Source organism: Leptothrix ochracea (assembly GCF_041083635.1).
Taxonomy (GTDB): Bacteria; Pseudomonadota; Gammaproteobacteria; order Burkholderiales; family Burkholderiaceae_C; genus Sphaerotilus; species Sphaerotilus ochraceus.
Genome location: NZ_JBFPHB010000015.1, coordinates 81,544 through 102,707, shown reverse-complemented (window position 1 = coordinate 102,707; position 21,164 = coordinate 81,544). Strand labels below are relative to the sequence as shown.

At 50.5% G+C, this 21,164-nt stretch carries 23 protein-coding genes; 16 read left to right on the top strand and 7 right to left on the bottom strand.

Annotated features, from left to right (window positions below; translation table 11 throughout):
- The first annotated feature begins 8 nt into the window (after positions 1-8).
- The 7 genes from ccoS to AB3X39_RS07065 all read left to right on the top strand — a co-directional run bounded on the left by ccoS (position 9) and on the right by AB3X39_RS07065 (position 5,293).
- Entirely contained in the window at positions 9-179 is a 171-nt protein-coding gene (ccoS, locus tag AB3X39_RS07095; RefSeq protein WP_009453407.1) for a cbb3-type cytochrome oxidase assembly protein CcoS, read from the top strand.
- A gap of 56 nt (positions 180-235) precedes the next feature.
- Complete coding sequence (gene ccoN, locus AB3X39_RS07090) at positions 236-1,678, top strand: cytochrome-c oxidase, cbb3-type subunit I (RefSeq protein WP_009453408.1); 1,443 nt, start codon at positions 236-238, stop codon at positions 1,676-1,678.
- 19 nt (positions 1,679-1,697) lie between these two features.
- Positions 1,698-2,318 carry a cytochrome-c oxidase, cbb3-type subunit II gene (gene ccoO / locus AB3X39_RS07085; protein WP_009453409.1) on the top strand — a complete coding sequence of 207 codons (621 nt, stop codon included), beginning with the start codon at positions 1,698-1,700 and terminating at the stop codon, positions 2,316-2,318.
- A 15-nt stretch (positions 2,319-2,333) separates the two neighbouring features.
- Positions 2,334-2,516 (top strand): cbb3-type cytochrome oxidase subunit 3, encoded by a 183-nt coding sequence (locus tag AB3X39_RS07080; RefSeq protein ID WP_369416661.1) that lies wholly within the window; start codon positions 2,334-2,336, stop codon positions 2,514-2,516.
- Complete coding sequence (gene ccoP / locus AB3X39_RS07075) at positions 2,509-3,444, top strand: cytochrome-c oxidase, cbb3-type subunit III (RefSeq protein WP_369416660.1); 936 nt, start codon at positions 2,509-2,511, stop codon at positions 3,442-3,444. Before AB3X39_RS07080 ends, ccoP begins: the two co-directional genes overlap by 8 nt.
- 113 nt (positions 3,445-3,557) lie before the next feature.
- A complete protein-coding gene (gene ccoG / locus AB3X39_RS07070) occupies positions 3,558-4,973 on the top strand; it encodes a cytochrome c oxidase accessory protein CcoG (protein WP_369416659.1) in 1,416 nt (471 codons plus the stop codon).
- A gap of 29 nt (positions 4,974-5,002) precedes the next feature.
- Positions 5,003-5,293, top strand: coding sequence for a hypothetical protein (locus AB3X39_RS07065; RefSeq protein ID WP_369416658.1), 291 nt, complete (start codon positions 5,003-5,005; stop codon positions 5,291-5,293).
- 73 nt (positions 5,294-5,366) lie between these two features.
- Here AB3X39_RS07065 and fnr read toward each other — a convergent pair whose 3' ends face one another.
- Positions 5,367-6,113: a fumarate/nitrate reduction transcriptional regulator Fnr gene (gene fnr, locus AB3X39_RS07060; RefSeq protein ID WP_369416657.1), complete on the bottom strand. Its 747-nt coding sequence runs from the start codon at positions 6,111-6,113 to the stop codon at positions 5,367-5,369.
- 173 nt (positions 6,114-6,286) lie between these two features.
- Between fnr and hemN the strand changes: the two genes are divergently transcribed.
- The 3 genes from hemN (at position 6,287) to icd (ending at position 9,951) form a co-directional block, all read left to right on the top strand.
- Positions 6,287-7,729 carry an oxygen-independent coproporphyrinogen III oxidase gene (gene hemN / locus AB3X39_RS07055; protein ID WP_369416656.1) on the top strand — a complete coding sequence of 481 codons (1,443 nt, stop codon included), beginning with the start codon at positions 6,287-6,289 and terminating at the stop codon, positions 7,727-7,729.
- Between the two features lie 19 nt (positions 7,730-7,748).
- Positions 7,749-8,567 (top strand): sulfite exporter TauE/SafE family protein, encoded by an 819-nt coding sequence (locus AB3X39_RS07050; protein ID WP_369416655.1) that lies wholly within the window; start codon positions 7,749-7,751, stop codon positions 8,565-8,567.
- A gap of 130 nt (positions 8,568-8,697) precedes the next feature.
- Positions 8,698-9,951 (top strand): NADP-dependent isocitrate dehydrogenase, encoded by a 1,254-nt coding sequence (icd, locus tag AB3X39_RS07045; RefSeq protein ID WP_369416654.1) that lies wholly within the window; start codon positions 8,698-8,700, stop codon positions 9,949-9,951.
- A gap of 61 nt (positions 9,952-10,012) precedes the next feature.
- On the opposite strand, the gene AB3X39_RS07040 is transcribed toward icd, so the two are convergent.
- Positions 10,013-10,354 (bottom strand): cold-shock protein, encoded by a 342-nt coding sequence (locus tag AB3X39_RS07040; protein ID WP_369416653.1) that lies wholly within the window; start codon positions 10,352-10,354, stop codon positions 10,013-10,015.
- Positions 10,355-10,505: 151 nt separating this feature from the next.
- Between AB3X39_RS07040 and clpS the strand changes: the two genes are divergently transcribed.
- The 3 genes from clpS to dut are packed head-to-tail and all read left to right on the top strand — an operon-like array spanning position 10,506 to position 13,541.
- Entirely contained in the window at positions 10,506-10,772 is a 267-nt protein-coding gene (clpS, locus tag AB3X39_RS13560; RefSeq protein ID WP_407069003.1) for an ATP-dependent Clp protease adapter ClpS, read from the top strand.
- Complete coding sequence (gene clpA, locus AB3X39_RS07030; RefSeq protein WP_369416651.1) at positions 10,769-13,069, top strand: ATP-dependent Clp protease ATP-binding subunit ClpA; 2,301 nt, start codon at positions 10,769-10,771, stop codon at positions 13,067-13,069. Before clpS ends, clpA begins: the two co-directional genes overlap by 4 nt.
- A gap of 19 nt (positions 13,070-13,088) precedes the next feature.
- Positions 13,089-13,541: a dUTP diphosphatase gene (gene dut, locus AB3X39_RS07025; protein ID WP_369416650.1), complete on the top strand. Its 453-nt coding sequence runs from the start codon at positions 13,089-13,091 to the stop codon at positions 13,539-13,541.
- Positions 13,542-13,562: 21 nt separating this feature from the next.
- Here the strand turns inward: dut and AB3X39_RS07020 are convergent, their stop codons facing one another.
- Entirely contained in the window at positions 13,563-14,084 is a 522-nt protein-coding gene (locus AB3X39_RS07020; protein ID WP_369416649.1) for an FKBP-type peptidyl-prolyl cis-trans isomerase, read from the bottom strand.
- Positions 14,085-14,241: 157 nt separating this feature from the next.
- On the opposite strand from AB3X39_RS07020, the gene AB3X39_RS07015 reads away from it, so the two are divergent.
- Together AB3X39_RS07015 and AB3X39_RS07010 are read left to right on the top strand one after the other, a co-directional pair.
- Positions 14,242-15,327, top strand: a complete 1,086-nt coding sequence (locus AB3X39_RS07015) for a JmjC domain-containing protein (protein ID WP_407069718.1) — start codon at positions 14,242-14,244, stop codon at positions 15,325-15,327.
- Positions 15,328-15,562: 235 nt separating this feature from the next.
- Complete coding sequence (locus tag AB3X39_RS07010) at positions 15,563-15,778, top strand: hypothetical protein (RefSeq protein WP_369416647.1); 216 nt, start codon at positions 15,563-15,565, stop codon at positions 15,776-15,778.
- Positions 15,779-15,892: 114 nt separating this feature from the next.
- On the opposite strand, the gene bamC is transcribed toward AB3X39_RS07010, so the two are convergent.
- From bamC to AB3X39_RS06995, 3 genes are all read right to left on the bottom strand, one after another.
- On the bottom strand, positions 15,893-17,107 hold the full coding sequence (bamC, locus tag AB3X39_RS07005; protein ID WP_369416646.1) for an outer membrane protein assembly factor BamC: 1,215 nt from the start codon (positions 17,105-17,107) through the stop codon (positions 15,893-15,895).
- Positions 17,108-17,114: 7 nt separating this feature from the next.
- Complete coding sequence (dapA, locus tag AB3X39_RS07000) at positions 17,115-18,005, bottom strand: 4-hydroxy-tetrahydrodipicolinate synthase (RefSeq protein ID WP_369416645.1); 891 nt, start codon at positions 18,003-18,005, stop codon at positions 17,115-17,117.
- Between the two features lie 187 nt (positions 18,006-18,192).
- Positions 18,193-19,446, bottom strand: coding sequence for an MFS transporter (locus AB3X39_RS06995; protein ID WP_369416644.1), 1,254 nt, complete (start codon positions 19,444-19,446; stop codon positions 18,193-18,195).
- Positions 19,447-19,588: 142 nt separating this feature from the next.
- Between AB3X39_RS06995 and AB3X39_RS06990 the strand changes: the two genes are divergently transcribed.
- Complete coding sequence (locus AB3X39_RS06990) at positions 19,589-20,296, top strand: hypothetical protein (protein ID WP_369416643.1); 708 nt, start codon at positions 19,589-19,591, stop codon at positions 20,294-20,296.
- Positions 20,297-20,357: 61 nt separating this feature from the next.
- On the opposite strand, the gene AB3X39_RS06985 is transcribed toward AB3X39_RS06990, so the two are convergent.
- Positions 20,358-21,080: a hypothetical protein gene (locus AB3X39_RS06985; protein WP_369416642.1), complete on the bottom strand. Its 723-nt coding sequence runs from the start codon at positions 21,078-21,080 to the stop codon at positions 20,358-20,360.
- Positions 21,081-21,164 lie beyond the last annotated feature (84 nt).

Sequence of the window (21,164 nt, the reverse complement as noted above, 5' to 3'; positions counted from 1 at the left end):
AGGTTCTGATGGATATTTTGTTTTTACTCATTCCACTCTCAGTTTTGCTCGTCTTGGCAGTCATGGGTGTTTTCGCGTGGGCCGTCAAAAGCGGCCAGTTCGATGATCTCGAGCGCGAAGGTGAGCGAATTTTGTGGAGTAATGACGGCGGAGTTGATGGGAATCAACCTCGCTTATAAGGGGCTGAAGAAAATTCGGCCGCACAAGGATGGAGAACCTTCCGAGGAGTAGATTGATGGCGAGTAACACACTGCCGACCACAGAGTCGGTTTATAGCGACACAACAGTCCGGCTCTTTGCCGTGGCTGCTGTGTTCTGGGGCATCATTGGGATGACGGTTGGAGCTTTTGCGGCTTCGATGCTCGTCTGGCCCGAGCTCACGCTCGGTATCCCATGGTTGTCATTCGGTCGGATTCGACCCTTACATACCAACGCGGTGATTTTTGCCTTTGGTGGTTGTGCGTTGTTCGCAACGAGCTACCACGTGGTTCAACGGACCTGCCACACACGTTTGTTCATGCCCAAGCTGGCCATGTTCACCTTCATCGGGTGGAATCTGGCGCTGGTTTTGGCTGTCATCACCTTGCCGCTGGGGATCACCCAAGGTAAGGAATACGCTGAGCTGGAATGGCCGATCGACTTGCTGATCGAAGTCGTTTGGATCTGCTATGCCGTGGTGTTCTTTGGCACCATCGGTACACGCAAAGTGCGTCACATCTATGTGGCGAACTGGTTCTTTGCAGCGTTCATCTTGGCTGTGGCATTGCTCCACACCTTCAACAGTGCTGCCATTCCTGTCAGCCTGACGAAGAGCTACTCGGTGTATGCCGGTGTGCAAGACGCCATGGTGCAATGGTGGTACGGCCACAATGCTGTGGGCTTCTTCCTGACTGCTGCTTTCTTGGGCATGGTGTATTACTACATCCCCAAGCAAGCTCAGCGTCCGGTGTACTCGTATCGCCTGTCGATCGTGCACTACTGGGCTCTGATTTTCACGTACATGTGGGCTGGTTCGCACCACCTGCACTATACGGCTCTGCCTGACTGGACCCAATCGCTGGGTATGGTTCTGTCGCTGATTCTGTTGGCTCCCTCTTGGGGCGGCATGATCAACGGGATCATGACGTTGTCGGGTGCTTGGCACAAGCTGCGCGACGATCCCATCCTGAAGTTCATGATTGTGGCCATGTCGTTCTACGGTATGTCCACTTTTGAAGGCCCGATGATGGCCATCAAGACCGTGAACGCTTTGTCGCATTTCACCGACTGGACCGTGGGTCACGTGCACTCTGGCGCTTTGGGCTGGGTGGGCATGATCTCGATTGGCTCGCTGTATTACCTGATTCCGCGCATGTTTGGCCGTACCGAGATGTACAGCGTTCGTGCGATTGAATTGCACTTCTGGATCGCGACCATTGGTGTGGTGATTTACATCGCCGCCTTGTGGATTTCGGGTGTGATGCAAGGTCTGATGTGGCGCGCTATCAATCCTGACGGCACGCTGGTTTACAGCTTCGTCGAAGGTGTGAAGGCAACGGTTCCGTTCCACGCTCTGCGTTTGGTGGGCGGTCTGATGTATGTCTTTGGTATGTGCATCATGGGCTGGAATACCGTGATGACCATCCGTAACGGTAAGGCTGAGCCTGTGCGTATTTCGCCGGTCGCAGCTCACGCCTGAACCGAAGGAGCAAATAAAAATGGCTGATCACAGTTCTCCCAAGGGGTACGAGCGGATTGAAACCAGCAATTTCTTGCTGATCATCCTGACCCTGTTCACGATCTCGTTTGGCGGTTTGGTGGAAATTGTTCCGCTGTTCTTCCAACACTCCACCACAACGCCGATCGAGGGTGTCAAGCCCTACACCGCGTTGCAACTGGCTGGTCGTGACGTGTACATCCGTGAAGGTTGCTTCAACTGCCACTCGCAGATGATTCGTCCCTTCCGCGCTGAAGTGCTGCGTTACGGTCCGCCGTCGTTGGCGGGTGAGTTCGTTTACGACCATCCGTTCCAATGGGGTTCGAAGCGGACCGGTCCGGACTTGCATCGTGTGGGCGGTCGTTATAGCGACGACTGGCATTACATCCACTTGATGAATCCGCGTAACGTGGTGCCTGAGTCGGTGATGCCTGCCTATCCTTGGTTGGAAAAGGCTGTGCTTGATCCGGCAGATCTGGCACCGAAGATGACTGCGCTCCGCAAGGTTGGCGTGCCCTATACCGATGACGAAATCGCCAAGGCTGGCGACGAAGTCAAGGGCCATACCGAAATGGAAGCTGTCATTGCGTACCTGCAAATTTTGGGTACGGCTCGGAAGTAATCAAGGAGTGCTTCGATGGATATCAATACGGCTCGAAGCATATTCACAGTGGCAACCTTCATGGCATTCGTTGGTATTGTCATGTGGGCGTACTCGCGCTCGAATCGGCATGATTTGGAGGATGCTGGCAAGCTTCCCTTCGATGATGAGGAATTGAGCGTGGGTCAAAGCAAGAAAGTTGGAGGCTCTAATGAGTGATTTCATCTCCACAGGATGGGAAATGTATGAAGTAGCGATTGCGGTATGGGCAATCATCTTCTGCTCCGGCGTCCTGTATCTGAATTTCAAAATGAAACCGCATACGTCCGAGGATGGCACCACAGGCCATGTTTGGGACGAAACATTGCGCGAGTTCAATAACCCACTGCCGCGTTGGTGGGTCGGCCTGTACATCATCACGATCATTTTCGGGATCTTGTACTGGACGCTCTATCCTGGCATTGGCACCTACAAGGGTTTGCTGGGTTGGACCAGCAAGGGCCAATTGGAAGCTGAACAAGAAAAGGCCAAGGTTGAAGAAGCCAAGATCTATGCTCGTTTCGCTTCCATGTCTGCTGAAGACATGGCCAAGGACCAGCAAGCCATGGGTATTGGTCAGCGCATCTTCTTGAACAACTGCACCGTGTGCCACGGTTCAGATGCCAAGGGTAGCAAGGGCTTCCCCAATCTGACCGACGATGACTGGCTCTATGGTGGCTCCCACGAAACCATCATCGAAACCATCACCGGTGGTCGTGTTGGGGTGATGCCGCCGATGGCTGCTGCCGTGGGTACACCGGAAGATGTGAAGGACGTGGCCAACTACGTTCTGAGCTTGTCCGGCAGCCCCCATGACGATGCCGCTGCTCAGCGTGGTAAGCCCAAGTTTGAAAACGCTGGTTGCACGGGCTGTCATGGTGCCGATGCCAAGGGTACTCAAGCGATGGGCGCACCTAACTTGACCGACAAGATCTGGCTGCATGGCTTTGGTGAAGCCGCCATCATTGAGCGTATCAATAATGGCAAGACCAACACCATGCCTTCTTGGAGCTACAAGTTCTCTAAGGATCAGATCCGCGTTTTGGCTGCCTACATCTGGAGCTTGTCGCACAAGCAAGCTACAGCTGATGCCGCTAAGAAGTCCTGAGACTTTGGTGTGAGACGACGAACAGGGCTGGTGACTGATTCGTCCATCAGAGGGAGGGGGGTGACCCCCTCCTTTTCTAGTTGAATTAAATCAACGATTGCTTATATATCATCATGACTACCAAAGAACGCCCAACAGCAACGCTATATGCACCCCATAAAAAAATATATGCTAAGGAGGTTTCTGGTTATTTTTCCAAAATTCGGTGGCTGATGGTATGGATCACGCAGCTTGTTTTTTATGGTGTTCCTTGGTTGATGTGGAATAACCGGCCTGCAGTGATATTTAATCTTGAGTCACGCCGTTTCTATATATTCGATCTTGTGTTGTACCCACAAGACTTTATTTTCCTTACTGCCGTTCTGATGATCTCGGCATATGCACTATTTCTGTTCACTGCGGTGGCTGGACGTTTGTGGTGTGGATATACATGTCCGCAAACGGTCTATACAGAAATGTTCATGTGGATTGAAAATAGATTCGAAGGTGATCGCAATGCGCGGATGAAACGCGATGCATCGCCGTGGACTCAAGATAAGTTACTCAGAAAAACGGGTAAACAAACAGCATGGATTTTGCTGTCGTTGTGGACTGGCTTCACTTTTGTATCCTATTTCACCCCAATGCGTAGTCTGATCAATGAGGCCATGAATTTGGATTTTGGTGCTTGGGAATGGTTTTGGATCTTTTTCTATGGTGCTGCGACTTATGGTTTTGCAGGATCCATGCGCGAACAAATTTGCAAATACCTTTGCCCATACGCTCGATTCCAAGGAGCCATGTTTGATCACGATACATTGATCATTACCTATGATAATAAGCGTGGTGATCCACGCGGATCACGCGGCAAAAAAGTTGATCCGAAAGCGGCTGGCTTGGGTGATTGTATTGATTGCAATCTGTGTGTTCAGGTTTGCCCAACAGGTATTGATATCCGTGATGGGCAGCAGTACGAGTGTATTGGCTGCGCCGCATGTATCGATGTTTGTAATGGGGTGATGGATAAAATGGGCTATCCACAAGGCTTGGTTCGTTATGCCACGCAACATGGGATGGAGCAAAAACTCACCGATAAGCAATCACTCATGCGGATTTTCCGTCCACGAGTCATTATTTACACGGCCATCTTGGGGGCCATTGTCTTTGCTTTGGGGTATGCCATTTGGACGCGTGATCCCTTTAAAGTGGATATTGTTCGAGATCGCACAACCTTGGCTCGTGTGAATGGCGAGGGTGGAGTTGAAAACGTCTATCGACTGCAGATCATGAATGCTACCGAAGAAAAGCAGGTTTATCGTGTCACGGCGTCCGGCATTCATGGGTATAAGATTGTTCCGGATGAATTGATCAAGGTTGCTGCCACTGAAGCAGAATGGGTCACGTTGACGGTTGAGCTTCCTTTTGAAATCGCCAAAAATGAAGGTCCTGGTATTAAAGCTGTGCATTTTGATGTGCATCGTGTGAATAACTCAGGTGTTGGTGAGGAAGTTGTGGTGCATGAAAAATCAACCTTCATGATTCCACGTTAAAAAGTAAATTTTCAATTTCAGGTATAGCCATGAATCAGCAAAATGCAAAAACCCCCAGTGATCAAACTACCAGCAAAGAAGGGGCTGAAAAGCCCCTCGCTTGGTGGCAGGTAAAGATGGTTTGGCTGGTGATTGCTGGGCCTTTGATTGTTGTGATTGCGGCAGTGTCTACCGCCGTCGTTGCTATTCGTGGCCAAGACCCTGTCTTGGTGACAGGGCCTGAAGATCTGCAAGTTGATCCAGGCAAGAAAAACCATCCTTCTTATCGATCTGCGATGGAGGGACGTAATCACGCAACAACTGGTGGTGTGAAGCCGTGATGCTTCTTTAAATTGCAGCAAAACATAGAAAAAGGGGCTTCAAATGAAGCCCCTTTTTCTATGAAGTCAAAAACTAGCACTGTGCACTGTTAACAACTTGCTGCAAGGCCTCTTGATCAAGAATACGAATGTCACGCTGCTTCACTTCGAGAATCTGATCATCCTGGAATTTAGAAAATGTGCGACTTACTGTCTCTAGTTTAAGTCCTAGATAGCTCCCAATTTCTTCTCTTGTCATGCGCAAAACAAGCGCAGATGGTGAGAAACCTCGAGCCTGAAGACGTTGGGTTAAATTAAGCAAAAAAGCAGCTAAGCGTTCTTCTGCCCGCATACTTCCTAGAAGAAGCATCACCCCATGATCACGCACGATTTCCCGGCTCATGATCTTATGAAATTGATGCTGCAACAACGTGAACTCTCGTGAAAGAGTTTCAAGATGAGAATAAGGAATCATGCAGACTTGCGAGTCTTCAAGGGCAACAGCGTCGCAGGAATGTTTATCAGTGCTGATGCCATCAAGTCCAATCAACTCTCCGGCCATCTGAAAGCCGGTGACCTGTTCCCGGCCATCAACCGCCGAGACAATGGTTTTGAAAAAACCGGTTCGAACCGCATAAAGCGCTGTAAAAGGATCACCCGCATGGAAGAGTACTTCGCCACGTCGCACAACACGTCGATTGCTGACCAAGTTGTCTAACGTCGTTAGCTCTTGTTCTGACATGCCGACTGGTAAGCAGAGCTCCCTTAGGTTGCACGCAGAGCAGGCAACTTTGAGCGTGTCAATTCGAGAAGATGGGGGCAGGGAGGTGGTGTCTTGCATGATGTGACGGATTATCGACGTAGTCCGCCCCAGCATCAACCAGCGTCATGTGGTCTTTGTTGCAGCATGAGAGGCAACGCGAATGCATGAATCATAATTGGTAAGGCTCAAAGCTTGAGCTATGTCAAGGACGATGGTCGCATGCAAGGCAAAGTCTCGGGATGAACGCACCTATGAACGCTGATGCCATTTTGGGCACACCCGCCGACGTTTTACCCGTCGGCATTGATGAGCCGATCGTTTTTGGTGAGGATTTGTTGCATAAGATGGACATTCCTGGCCCGCGATATACCTCCTACCCAACTGCAGATCGCTTTGTAGAGGCTGTGACTGACGAGTTCCATGCGTTGGCACTGAAGCAGCGCCGTGTGAGTGCTGGTACGGCGGTGTTGCCACTCTCCATCTATATTCATATTCCATTCTGTGAGTCAGTATGCTACTACTGTGCTTGCAATAAAATTGTTACGAAAGATCGTTCAAAGAGTGATGCTTATCTCAAAGCACTCGAAAGTGAGGTGAGTCTCATCTCTTCTCACCTCGGTGTGCGCGAAGTTGTCAGTCAGCTTCATTTTGGTGGTGGAACGCCAACATTTCTTACGGATGCAGAAATATCAAAAGTTTTTGAAATGCTCAAGATGCATTTCGACTTGGCTCCGGATGGCGAGTATTCCATTGAAATTGATCCAAGAACTGTTAATGAAGAGAGGCTAACCAATTTGAAGTCAATAGGCTTCAATAGAATTAGTTTTGGTGTTCAGGATTTTGATCAAAAGGTTCAAGTAGCTGTTCACCGAGTTCAGCCGTTTGAACAAGTGGCTGATTTGATGAAGATTGCGCGACGTCTTGGTTATTCATCCATCAATGTTGATTTGATTTATGGATTGCCGCTTCAAACACCTGAAAGTTTTTCTAAAACAGTTGAATTGGTTTCATCTATTCGACCAGATAGAATTGCTATGTATGGCTATGCACATTTGCCATCTAGATTCAAACCGCAAAGACGTATCAATAATGATGATTTGCCAAGCGGAACTGATCGACTTGGCATGCTTTCAACGGCGTTAAGTGGTTTTGTTTCCAAAGGCTATCGGTACATTGGTATGGATCATTTTGCACTGCCTGATGATCCTCTGGCCGTGGCAAAGAGGCAGGGACTTCTGCACAGAAATTTCCAAGGCTACAGCACGCAACCCGACTGTGATTTGATTGGCCTTGGTGTTTCTGCAATCAGTAAAGTTGGTGCGACATATACACAAAATGCCAAAACACTCGATGAGTACTATGATTATATTTCGAGAAATACACTCCCGACTATTCGAGGATTTAACTTGAGTCGAGATGATGTGCTTCGTCGCTCAGTAATCATGGCGATCATGTGTCATGGGCGTCTAAATTTTGAGTCAGTTCAGATTTCTCATTTGATTGAATTTAAATCATATTTCAAGAATGAGTTGATAGAGTTGGGTAAATTGTCGCAGGATGGTCTTTTGACTATTCAGGCTGATGGCTTCCAATTGACGGATCTTGGGTGGTACTTTGTCCGATATGTTGCGATGGTCTTCGATAAGTATTTGCAAATTGACAGAGGCCGGGGCAATTTTTCCAAGGTGATTTGATATGGCATATGGCTTGTATATGAGTGCGGCTGTCGTTGGTCTGGTCGCATCACCACATTGCATGACCATGTGTGGAGCCATATGCGAAAAGTCGGCCAGTACGTGTGAAACTGATCGTGAATCGATCGCACGTAGATTTTTATCATATTTGCCTGTTTTGCTCGGCAGGCTTTTTTCATACGCAACGGCTGGAGCCTTGATTGGCTTATTCACATCAGCGTCGATCACTTATTTTATGGGTATAAGTTGGTTGCGTCCAATTTGGGTATTGTTTCAGTTTTTTATATTTATAACTGGCGTATGGATGCTGATTGTTGGTCGGCTACCCGATCGAGTCATATTTTTTGTAGGTGCCACAAAAAATATGACTTTTTTTAAAATAAATTCCAAGCCTGATGAGAATCATGACAAGCCAAGGTATTATTATTTGGCGAGATCATTTGGATTGGGTTCACTGTGGTCTTTACTGCCATGTGGTGTTTTGCACTCTGCTTTTTTGATCGCCTCGCTTGTCAATAGTCCTCTTGAAGGGGCTCTTGTGATGCTTTCATTTGGTGTAGCCAGTTCGGTTGCCCTTTTGTCAGGTGGATGGCTATGGGGCTATCTCATGAAGACAGTACCATCCCATGACACTTTAGGGGGAGCGCCTCAAGGCTCTGTGGTCGTGATGCCGTCAGCGCGTCCTGAGGTGGCAGCGGCAGCAGCAGCATCTTCATCCGCATGGTCACGCGGCACGTTCTCCTACCGCCTAGCCGGTTTGGCTGTGACGGTTGCTGGTGCTTGGTCTATGTATCGATTGCTTTTTTCCATGGCTAATTCTGGTGTTCAGTGTGGCTGAGTTAATTTGCAGCAGAGAGGGCTGCGATCTGTGAGTCCTACGATGAATTTTGAAAGTTAGGTGACAGGACTGCTCACGTAGAATATGCTCTCCAATCTTGTTCTCAATGTAGAAACACGGAGTCGGCTACATGTACCAGCACATCAAAGTTCCTCACGAAGGACAAAAGATTTCTGTCAATTCTGACAATTCGCTAAACGTACCTGATCAACCGATCATTCCATATATTGAAGGGGATGGAACTGGATATGACATTACACCTGTGATGATTCAGGTGGTTGATGCAGCTGTTCAGAAATCTTATGGTGGACGCAGAAAAATTCATTGGATGGAAATATATGCGGGTGAAAAGTCAACCCGTATATATGGCCCAGATGTTTGGTTGCCTGAAGAAACTTTACATGCTTTGAAAGATTACGTTGTCTCGATCAAGGGGCCGTTGACCACGCCCGTCGGGGGTGGTATTCGTTCTTTGAATGTGGCGCTTCGTCAAGAACTTGATTTATACGTTTGTTTGCGCCCAGTTCACTATTTTAAGGGCGTGCCATCGCCCGTCAAAGAACCAGAGAAAACTGAGATGGTTATCTTCAGAGAAAATTCTGAGGATATCTATGCCGGCATTGAGTATGAAGCCGAATCAGACAAAGCAAAGAAGCTCATCAAATTTTTGATTGAAGAGTTTGGTGTCACGAAGATTAGATTCCCTTTGACATCTGGAATTGGCATTAAGCCAGTTTCTAAGGATGGTACGGAACGATTGGTTCGTAAAGCTATTCAGTATGCTATCGACAATGATAAGCCAAGTGTGACGATCGTTCACAAGGGTAATATCATGAAATATACTGAGGGTGGCTTCAGGGATTGGTCGTATGCGCTCGCCAAGAATGAATTTGGTGCGGAACTTATCGATGGTGGACCATGGTCGAAGATTGTTAATCCGAAGAACGGAAAGACAATCATCATTAAAGATTCCATCGCTGATGCATTCTTACAGCAGATTCTTCTCCGGCCTGCAGAGTATTCTGTGATCGCCACTTTGAATCTTAATGGCGATTATATTTCTGATGCATTGGCTGCACAGATTGGAGGCATTGGCATTGCTCCAGGCGCTAATTTATCAGATTCGATCGCAATGTTTGAAGCGACGCATGGAACTGCCCCAAAATATGCGGGTAAGGACTATGTTAATCCAGGATCAGAGATTTTGTCTGCTGAAATGATGTTGCGTCATATGGGCTGGATTGAGGCTGCGGATATGATCATTTCATCGATGGAGAAATCGATTCTTTCGAAGAAAGTGACATACGACTTTGCACGCCTCATGGACGGTGCAACGCAAGTTTCGTGCTCTGGTTTCGGTCAAGTTATGATCGAAAACATGTAATGCATTTGATGCACGTCTAAAAAATCGACCCTTAGGGGTCGATTTTTTTATGGGTGATCAATTATTTTTGCACTAATTCTTCCGCGTAAGAAATCTGTTGGGCTAGCCTACCTTTAGGACCATCTGTGATTTCAAAAGAAACCCTTGCCCCTTGTTTGAGGGTTTTATATCCCTCCATTTGGATCGCGGAGAAATGTGCGAACACATCTTCACCGCCATCATCAGGTTGAATGAAGCCGAAACCTTTGACATCATTGAACCATTTCACGTTTCCAAGTGGCATCTCACTGTCTCCTGTTACCCATGTCTTCAACGTGGATTTTCTAAACAAGAGAGATATCCTGTCAATGATGAAGACACCAATAGGCAAATGACGTGATAATCGTTCTAGAATGCCTAGCATGACAGAACAGACATCTTCACAGATCAATGATTTACTACTCTCACAGATTGCTGAGAGTCGATGGCGCGCTATCGCTTCTGCCGTTCATTCGACTGCTGCCCATGAGAAAAATGGACATTCTGTCAAAACAGCACAAGAAGCTGAATTTCTTATGCTTGCGGCAGATCCACCACCTGTCTATAAAGTTGTATTGATCAACGATGACTTTACTCCAATGGAGTTTGTTATCTTGATATTGCAGCATTTTTTTCATTTGAATTTAGATGAATCAACGAGAATCATGCTAAAAATTCATCATGAAGGCCGTGGTATTTGTGGTGTCTATTCTAAAGATGTCGCTTTAACCAAGGTTGATCAAGTATCAATGACAGCTAAAAATGCTGGACATCCATTGCAGTGCATTATGGAGGCAGAATGATTGCTCAAGAACTTGAAGTTAGCCTTCATCTGGCGTTTGTCGAGGCACGGCAGCAGCGGCATGAATTTATTACCGTCGAGCATTTGCTTTTGGCTTTACTTGATAATCCGTCGGCTTCAGATGTTTTAAAGGCCTGTTCTGCAAATATTGATGATCTTCGCAGAAGTGTTGTTCAATTTATTGCAGATAATACGCCTGTCGTCTCTGGAACAGAGGAGGTCGATACTCAGCCAACTCTTGGATTTCAGCGTGTCATTCAGCGCGCTATTATGCACGTTCAATCTACGGGTAGTGGGAAGAAAGAGGTGAATGGCGCCAATGTATTGGTTGCAATCTTCGGTGAGAAAGATTCCCATGCTGTTTATTATTTGCATCAACAGGGTGTTACTCGTTTAGATGTTGTTAATTATATAGCGCATGGCATTAAGAAATCAGATGCGTCTGAGTCTAAAGTACAAGATGATTCGGTTCGTCAAGATTCTGAAAAATCACTTGATCATGATTCTAAGAATTCGCCTCTTGATCAATATACAATTAACTTGAATATATCGGCAAGAGATGGAAATATTGATCCATTGATTGGCCGTGATGTTGAAGTTGATCGTGTGATTCAAATTCTTTGTCGGCGTAGAAAAAATAACCCGCTTTTGGTGGGTGAGGCTGGAGTTGGGAAAACAGCGATTGCCGAAGGATTGGCTTGGAGAATTGTCAATGGGCAAGTTCCTGATGTTTTAGTTGATGCGGTGGTTTTTTCTCTTGATATGGGGTCATTGTTGGCTGGCACCAAGTACAGAGGTGATTTCGAACAACGGCTTAAAATGGTCATCAAGCAATTAAAAGAGCATACGCATGCTGTTTTATTTATTGATGAAATTCACACATTGATTGGTGCTGGTGCTGCATCTGGGGGGACTTTGGATGCAAGTAATCTTTTGAAGCCTGCGCTCAGTTCTGGTTTGGTGAAGTGTATTGGTGCCACAACTTTTTCAGAATATCGAGGTATTTTTGAGAAAGATGCTGCGCTTTCAAGACGATTTCAGAAAATTGATGTGATGGAGCCATCGATTGATCAAACGGTGGAAATACTGAAGGGTCTTAAGGCTCGGTTTGAAGAACATCATCATGTCAAGTACGCTCTCAGTGCTCTTCAAGCTGCGGCAGAACTATCGTCAAAATACATCAACGATCGACATCTTCCAGACAAAGCCATCGATGTGATTGATGAGGCTGGAGCTGCCCAGCGTGTTCTGCCCAAGAGTCGTCAAAAGAAAACGATCACACGCACAGAAGTCGAAGAAATTGTGGCAAAGATTGCCAGAATTCCACCGTCCACAGTTTCTAGTGATGATCGAGGTAAGCTCAAGAGCTTGGATCGCGACTTGAAAAATGTTGTTTTTGGACAGGATAAAGCCATCGATGCTATTACCGGTGCGATCAAAATGGCGCGATCGGGGCTTGGCAAACCAGATAAACCCATCGGTGCGTATCTTTTCACCGGCCCTACGGGGGTTGGAAAGACAGAGGTCGCTCGTCAATTGGCGATAATCTTGGGGATTGAGTTGATTCGATTTGACATGTCTGAGTATATGGAAAGACATACAGTGAGTCGTCTCATCGGTGCTCCTCCAGGATATGTTGGATTTGATCAAGGCGGTCTTCTGACGGAAGTTGTTAATAAAAAACCGTACAGTGTTTTATTGCTGGACGAAATAGAAAAAGCACATCCAGATGTGTTTAATATTCTTCTCCAAGTCATGGATCATGGCACATTGACAGATAACAGCGGCAGAAAAACTGATTTCAGAAATGTGATTCTAATCATGACCACCAATGCGGGCGCAGAAACCATGCAAAGGCCGATGATTGGTTTTACGGGTGGGCGTGAATCTAGCGATGAGATAATTGATATTAAGAAAATGTTCGCGCCAGAATTCCGTAATCGGCTTGATGCTATTGTGGGTTTCAAGTCGCTCGATATGGAAATTATCGTTAGAGTGGTCGATAAATTTCTGTTGCAGTTAGAAGCTCAGTTGACGGACAAAAAAGTTGATGTGAGCTTCACCGATCGACTGCGGGCCTTTCTTGCGAGAAGTGGTTTTGATCCCTTGATGGGCGCACGACCGATGCAGAGAATCATTCAGGACACAATTCGCCGTGTTCTTGCTGATGAACTTTTATTTGGCCGCCTTAGTGACGGTGGTCGGGTCACTATTGATGTCGATGATCATGATCATGTGAATCTTAGTTTTGAGCTCAAGAAAAGTGATAAATCAAAACCAGAATCAAGTTTGGTTTGATGATGAATGAAAGTATGAAATGACGATTATTGATTTCAGAATCATCGATCAACGTATGGCGGAATATTTGCCATCATACGCAACGATTGGCTCTGCTGGGCTAGACTTGCGGGCCTGTTTGAGTGAGCCGATCAAGATTCATCCAGGTCAGACTGAGCTCATTCCAACAGGGATATCTATTCATATAGGCGACCCAAGACTCGCTGGAATAATTTTACCTCGTTCAGGTTTAGGCCATAAGAATGGCATCGTCCTTGGTAACTTGGTTGGCCTGATTGATAGTGATTATCAAGGGCCCTTGATGGTGAGTTGTTGGAATCGTAGCCAAACAGTATTCACGATGCAGCCCATGGAGCGCATGGCACAATTGGTCATCGTTCCTGTGGTGCAGGCTGAGTTTCGCCTCGTCAATGACTTTATGGCGTCAAGCGAAAGAGGTGAGGGTGGATTTGGCTCGACGGGGAAGCATTGACCGTCGAGCGAGGTGGATTGATCAGTGAAGTGTCGTGCCCGGCGGTGCCAAGCTGATCATGCTGAAGCCAGTGTCTCCGACGCTGCGCTGTTCGATTTCCTCGGCGGTAGCCTCTCGAACGTCCTTGACCTCCAGTTGGAGGACCAGCGCAATGCCTGCCAAGGGATGATTACCATCAAGGACGACATAGCTGTCGTACACCTCTGTGATGGTGTAGAGCATGTCGGTAGGCATGTTGGGGGTGATGCTTCCCTTGGGGAGGCCCTCGAATTGCATGCCGGCCTCCATGATTTCTGGAAAGAGATGACGCTCTTCGAAAAACACCAAGTTGGCGTCGTAGTCCCCAAAAGCGTGTTCGGGTTCTAAGTGCAGCGTGGTTGTGAATCCGGGATGCTGCCCTAGCAGAACTTCCTCCACTTTGGCGAGCAAATCCTCGCCTCCATAGAAAAAGTCCAAAGGCTCAGGAAGTTCGTCGATCAGCTGTCCGTGGGCGTCTTCGAGTCGCCAGATCAGCGTGACGACACAGGGATCATGAATATGCATGGCTGTAATTTTCGCATGCACACGAGCACTCCCGCACAATGCGAGGATGCTAAATACTTCCTCTTCTTCTGTGTTGTCTGATCCAGAGCCGATTTTGAGTGTTCCACCATTGAATAAGCCCTGTGCGCAATTGGGGGGGCTGAGCCCTGATGAGTTCATGGAGCAATATTGGCAGCGCAAACCATGGCTGGTGCGTCAAGCATTCGCAGGCATTCAGCCACCCGTATCACGTGCTGAACTCTTTCAACTTCTGGCCTCAGAAGAGGTGGAGTCGCGGTTGGTGTGCCGATCGGGTCCTGAAGCTGATGCTGACTGGACCCTGAAACGTGGCCCGATGTCCCGCCGAAGTTTGCCTGCCTTGCATCAATCTGGATGGACCGTGTTGGTGCAAGGTTTGAACGTGCATGTACCTGCAGCGGCGCAGCTTCTAGAACAGTTTCGCTTTGTCCCACAAGCCCGATTGGATGATCTGATGATTTCATGGGCGAGTGACGGCGGTGGTGTTGGACCGCACTTTGACTCTTATGACGTCTTCTTGATTCAAGTTCATGGACGCCGGCGCTGGCGCATTGGACGTATGGATGACGCAGTGTTGCGCCCGAGTCTGCCGGTCAAGATTATTGCGAACTTTCGGTTTGAAGAGGAGTGGGTCCTTGAGCCTGGTGACATGCTTTATCTACCGCCAGGCTGGGCCCACGATGGTGATGCTGTAGGTGGTGAATGCATGACCTGTTCTGTGGGTTTTCGCTCACCGTTTCGCACTGAATTGACCCGTGAAACACTGCTGAGATTGGCCGATGCTGTCGGCGATGACGATCCGCAGGATATCTATCGTGATCCCGATCAGCAGGCAACGATGCAGCCGGGGCGTATGCCGAAGGCGATGGTCGATTTTGCGGCTCAAGGACTGAAGCAATTGCTTGATGAACCAGGTGCTTTGGCGCGTGCGTTGGGTGAATACTTGAGCGAACCCAAGGCCAATGTGCAATACATTGCGGGTCAGGCTTGGCACTTGGGCTTAGGGATTGAGCTTGATCCTGGAAGCTGCATGATCTACGACGAAGATCATGTGTATCTGAACGGGGAATCTTGGCTGATGGGCGGGCAGGACGCCGTGTTGTTGCGACGGTTGGCCGATGCCCGTCGTTTGACGTCGACGGAGCTGCTGAGTGCGGGTAAAGACCTCGAATCACAGATGCAGCAATGGGTCGAGGATGGTTGGCTACGTGCTACCACGACTTGACTTCGTAGACATTTAGCCCTCGAATGGAGGGTTGTTCCAGTTTACGGTCATTGTCTATGTATAATCATGGGCTAGGCTTGGAAGTGCTCGAGCCTTCCGTGTCTTCGCTGGGGCTGATCGGCGAGCCGTTTCTTACAAGGAAGCGCAGATTGTGCGGTGTCGCACATGTCACGTACGTCGTGGAGGCCCTTCAATTACCGGTAATTGTCTGACTCTCTTTGACTTGAGGATAACCATGAAAAACTCGCTCCTGATCGCTTCCCTGATCGCTGTTGCTGCTTTGGCCGCTTGTGGCAAAAAGCCGGAAGCCGCTCCTGCTGCTCCGGCCGCTGTGGTCGCTTCTGCTCCTGCTGCCCCCGCTTCGGCTGCTTCGGCTGACGCCGCTGCTTCTGGCGCTGCTGTGGCCGCCTCTGGCGCTGCTGTGGCTGCTTCTGCTGCTGCTTCGAAGTAATTCGGATCATTCGACAGCAGCCAAGTGCTGCTGTCGTGCGAGCAATAAAAAAACCGCCTTTGGGCGGTTTTTTTATTGCAAGAAAGACGTTTTCAAACCGCCTGCTTTGCGTGATCAACGCATCTCATTGACCAGCATGGTGATGATATTGTGCGCATTGTCATCGTTCTGCGGTGATCCTTGTGGATCATAAATACTCACGATACTGGATGTGGCGCTGAGTTCTTTCAGGATCAGCCGATAGCGCGTGCCGCTATAACCTTCCGACTTGGTCTCCGTGAATATCTTGCTCAAGAAGCCGGGTTCTTCTTTGCCGGCCAACTTGGGATCGACATAGCGAACGTCGTAAATACCTTGACTGCGGTCGCGATCTTCAACGGTGAAGCCACTGCGATCCAAAGCTACGCCAAGCCGCCGCCAAGCACGATCAGGTGCCTCATCCATTTGCATGGATGCTGCGGGTTTGCCAGGAAGAATGCGTGCACGGGGAGCCGTCGTAGGCGTCGCATTGCGTACGGCGGCTGAGGCTTGGGAGGCGAGTGCGGTGCCCGATGGTTGTGCGACAGTATCCAAATTGGCCAAACGCAACATCAAACGTGAAAGCATCTCAGCTTCAAGGCTGGGATCGTTCTGGCGGGATTGAAACCGACCCGCGCCTGCGCCCGCGCCGACATCAGCGATGCCACGATGGCTGACATAAATTTCAGTGCCTCCGCCGGGGATGCGTTCGATACGGGTGTGATACCGATCTCGTTCTCCCGTGTCATAACTATCTTCGGCAATCTTGGAGAGCACCGCACGGCGTATAAAATCTTGCGGCAACTTCGCTCTGTTTTCAGCCCAATCGGTGTCCATGATCCCAATTTCAGGCCGTTCGAAGCTGATCTTGAAACCGTTCTCACTCCAGAAGCTATGCAAAATGGGCCAGATGTCTTCCGGCTGTTTGGGTGAGACCAACCACCGTTGATTGCCATCCCGTTCTACACGTACGCCACTGCGACTCAAGCTTGCAGTGGTACGTACAGACGTCGAGTCTGTGACACCACTCGCTGCCTTGCCCGCCGCGTTCGCACTGATCGCCTCACCGCCGCCACCCATCGGTTGATAGCGGGGGTCGTTATTCAACTGGGTCAGATCAGGCGGAATTTCGATGATCGGACCATGCACGGTGACGGTGCGATAGTCCAGTTTGGACGTGATCGGCGTGTCAGAGGCACAACCCGCCAAACCCACCAGTCCCAAGCTCAGGGCGGTCACACACCACCCTCTTGTATTTAGCAGTGATGGCGAGAAAGTCAGTGGGGTAGAGATCATGCGCTTCAGGGTCATGGGCAAATCAAGCTTTGGGCAGCAAACCAACATCCACCAAGGCGTTATCCATCGCGGCCGCTAGGCCTGCTGACATGGGAACCAAGGGCAAGCGCATGGTGCCGCCACAGTGGCCCAAGCGTTGCATGGCCCACTTGACCGGGATCGGGTTGGGTTCGACGAAAAGTTGCCGGTGGATCGGCAGCAGACCGAGATGGATCTCGCGAGCAGTCCGGGCATCACCCGCCAAAGCGGCGCGGCACAGATCGGCCATGGCGCGTGGGGCGACATTGGCCGTGACGCTGATGTTGCCGTGACCGCCCAGAAGCATCAACGCGACAGCCGTACCGTCGTCACCTGAATAAATGGCGAAGTCGGCCGGGGCTTCACGGATCAGCCAGCATGCGCGCTCAATGTTGCCCGTGGCTTCCTTGATGCCGACGATGCCTGGGATTTGCGCCAAGCGCATCGCAGTCTCTGGCAGCATGTCAGCACCGCATCGGCCTGGCACGTTGTAGAGCACCATCGGGATATCCACCGCTGCGGCGATCGCCCGGAAGTGCTGGTACATGCCTTCTTGGGTCGGCTTGTTGTAGTAGGGCACGACCGAGAGGGTGCATGTGGCACCGACGTCTTTGGCAAATCGACTCAGCTCAATCGCTTCTTGGGTCGAATTGGCACCTGTGCCGGCCATCACGGGCACGCGGCCAGCGGCTTGTTCGACCGCAACGCGGATGATGTCGCAGTGTTCCTCGACTGACACGGTGGGCGATTCGCCCGTGGTACCAACCACGCCGATGCAGGCGGTGCCTTCAGCGATGTGCCAGTCGATCAAACGACGCAAGGCGTCAAAATCGACGCTACCGTCTTCGTGCATGGGCGTCACAAGCGCCACGATGCTGCCAACAATGGGTGTCATGATGGGTTCAGTCCTCAGAATCGGGCGATTCTAACTGTGACACCCGACACATCTCGTGCTGGGCTTCACCGTTACCCGCAGCCCCATAGGCGATTGCCCAGATCAATGACCAGATCGGAGCGGAGGTAACTGAGAAAAACCCCCGCCAAAAGACCGACGATCAACAGATAACGCAGGATTTGTTGAATCATGGCCGCGCCTGTTTGCCGGTGGGTGTTTCATGCACGGCCGTGTTGAACAAGGCGGCAACCACGCCCAAAGCGATGCTGATCCACCAAACGATCTCATAGCTGCCACTGAGATCGTGCAGTCGCCCACCGAGCCATACCCCCAAGAAGCTGCCGAGCTGATGGCTCAGGAAGATCACGCCCCCGAGCATCGAGAGATGTTTGACCCCAAAGATCTGGGCGACCAAGGCGTTGGTGGGCGGCACGGTAGAAAGCCAAAGTAAACCGATCACCGCTGAGAAGATCTCTACCGATAGCGCTGTGATGGGTAGCGCCAAAAAGACACTGATGGCAACGGCTCGGCTGGCATAGATCCCTGAAAGTAAGCGGTTTTTGGGCCAATGCTGGCCGAGCAGTCCCACGCCATAGGTGCCAAAAATGTTGAATAAGCCAATCAAAGCCAAGGATGTGGTGGCGACCTCGGGGGACAACCCTTGGTCTTTGAGAAAGCTTGGCATGTGCACGCCAATGAACACCACTTGGAAGCCACAGACGAAATAGCCTGCACTGAGCCAGAGAAAACTGGGTGTGCCAAGTGCTTCGAGCAGCGCTTCTTTCGTGCTTTGTGGACCTGTCGGTGGCGCGATGACGACGGGTTTCATGGGATCGATGCCAAGGACAGAAGTCTTGGGCTGACGTAGGCCCGTGGCAAAGGGCAGGATGAGCAAGGCGCATAAGCTCAACGCCCAGAGCGCACCTTGCCAATCGAGTTGATGGATGAACTGGTTCGAGACCGGCACCATCAAAAATTGACCGAAAGAACCGGCAGCAGCGGTTAACCCCATGGCCCAAGAGCGTCGATGGGGCGGGATGTTACGGCCGATGACACCGTAGACTACCGCATAGGTGGTGCACGACTGGGCCAGACCGATCAGCAACCCACTACCGAGCACGAAGCTGAAGGGTGTGTCAGCAAGGGCCATCCAACCCAAGCCAGCGGCGTAAAGCAAGCCTCCGACCATCAACACCCGTGGTGCGCCTTGGCGATCGGCCCACATGCCGGTGAACGGTCCGCTCAGGCCCCAGACCAAGTTTTGCAAGGCCAGCGCCAAGGCGAAGCTTTCTACGCTCCAGCCATGGGCACTGGTGATCGGGGCCAGCCACAAGCCAAAACCATGGCGAACCCCCATCGATAAGGTCACGATCAGGCCGCTGAATAACAAGACTTGGGTGATCGGCAGCAAAGGGATGGAGGGTGACGTTGGCTTAGACATAGCGCTGTATTGTGATTAATAGCAAGCTGCTTCGGGCGCAGTCATTGGCCGCACCGTCTCGCGTGCGCCGCCCATGGTGGTCGGCCGGTACCCCCAAGTATGTGCATTCAGGCGGCGTTATTTCTCTTGATGGAGCGCCATCATGAAGACTTCAGGGATCAACAAGCTGGCCCATGTGTTGGCTGTGTCTTTGGCATTGACGGCTGGAACGGTTGTTGTTGCCGAACCTCATAACGACACCGAAGAGGCGGTTTACTTTGCACCCACCGCTGCGCCTTATGGCACCTCGTTTCCCGAGTGGACCGCTCAGTGGTGGCAGTTCGTCGCTTCCATGCCACCAGCCATTCATCCGCTGCTTGACCCGAGCGGCGAGGCGTGTGCCATCGGTCAACGCGGACCAGTGTGGTTTTTGTTTGGAAACTTTGGAGGGGTGACTCAACGTGCATGCACCATTCCGGCGAATAAGGCTTTGTTCTTTCCGCTGCTGAATGCCTTCGCGTTTGATTCACCGGGCGTCTGTGGTCAAGACGCCGTCCATGTCTCAGTCACTGATTTGCGCACCCTCGTGGCCCCGTGGGTCACGGGAGCGCAGTTGAGCGCGCAAGTCGACGGTGTGCCGATTCGACATTTGGAACGTTTCCGCCATCAGTCGGTTGTTTTCAGTATCAGTACGCCCAACGGTGACCTGTTTTGCAACTTGCCACAAGCGACCTACGGGCCGGCGGTCGATGACGGCTATTACGTCATGCTCAAGCCCTTACCACCCGGTGATCATGTGGTTCATTTCCAAGGTGCGCAGGGGACATTCAGCCTAGATGTGACCTATCAGATCAAGGTATTGCCCATGTAAGCTGGGCCAGCACAGACCTTTTCATGTGCTGGCCTTTTCATGCGCACTTTTGATCGCAAACTCAGAAGCGCACACCCAGCTTGATGCCGTAGCTGGTGTTGCTGCCGGTCTTGTCGCCCTCAATCGCCAAATTCAACAGCATGAAGTTCATGTTCAGGCCGACAAAGGTCTTGGGTTGGGTGAAGCTTTCAGCTTGCAGTGAGGCCACGCCGTTCGGGGTCGATTTGACTTGCACGATACCGACACCGGCATAGGGCTTGAGGAACAAGAAGCCCTTGGAGATGGAGACATCCAAGCTGGTGGTGTTGACGTCGAGTTGCGAGACGCCTGACATGCTCGAATAAGCCCCACGCACCGCCACCGCTGGCGTCACCATGCTGCCCGGCAAGAAGGCCCAGCGCAGTTCAGCGCCCTTGGTGCTGACGCCGGTGCCCGGCAACGTGCCCAGCGCCACGCCCACGTCGATGTTCATCGGCAAGCCCTTGTGCGCGCGGACCATGGCAAAGGGCAGGGTGCTGAGATCGATCGAGCCTCCGGAGGCTTGGTTCAAAACGTTTGTGCTTTGCAACTTGGTGGCCCCCAAGCCCACACCGACGTCAAAGCCGATGATGCCAAGGCTTTCGGCGGGGACCAAAGGCTTGTAAGACACCGCTGCGCCCAAGTCTTCGCTGAGCAGGCGGAAGTCAGACTGCGACAGCGCGTTGAGGGCGTTGATGGAACCCGCATGGGCGCCAAAAGCGCTCAGGGTGGTGGCAGCGGCGAGGAGGAGAGGGCGCATCTTCATGGCAATGATCCTGATCTTGGTTGGCAGGTAAACGGTTCAGAACGGTCAAAGTGACCATTTGCATAGGCTAACACCGGATCGATC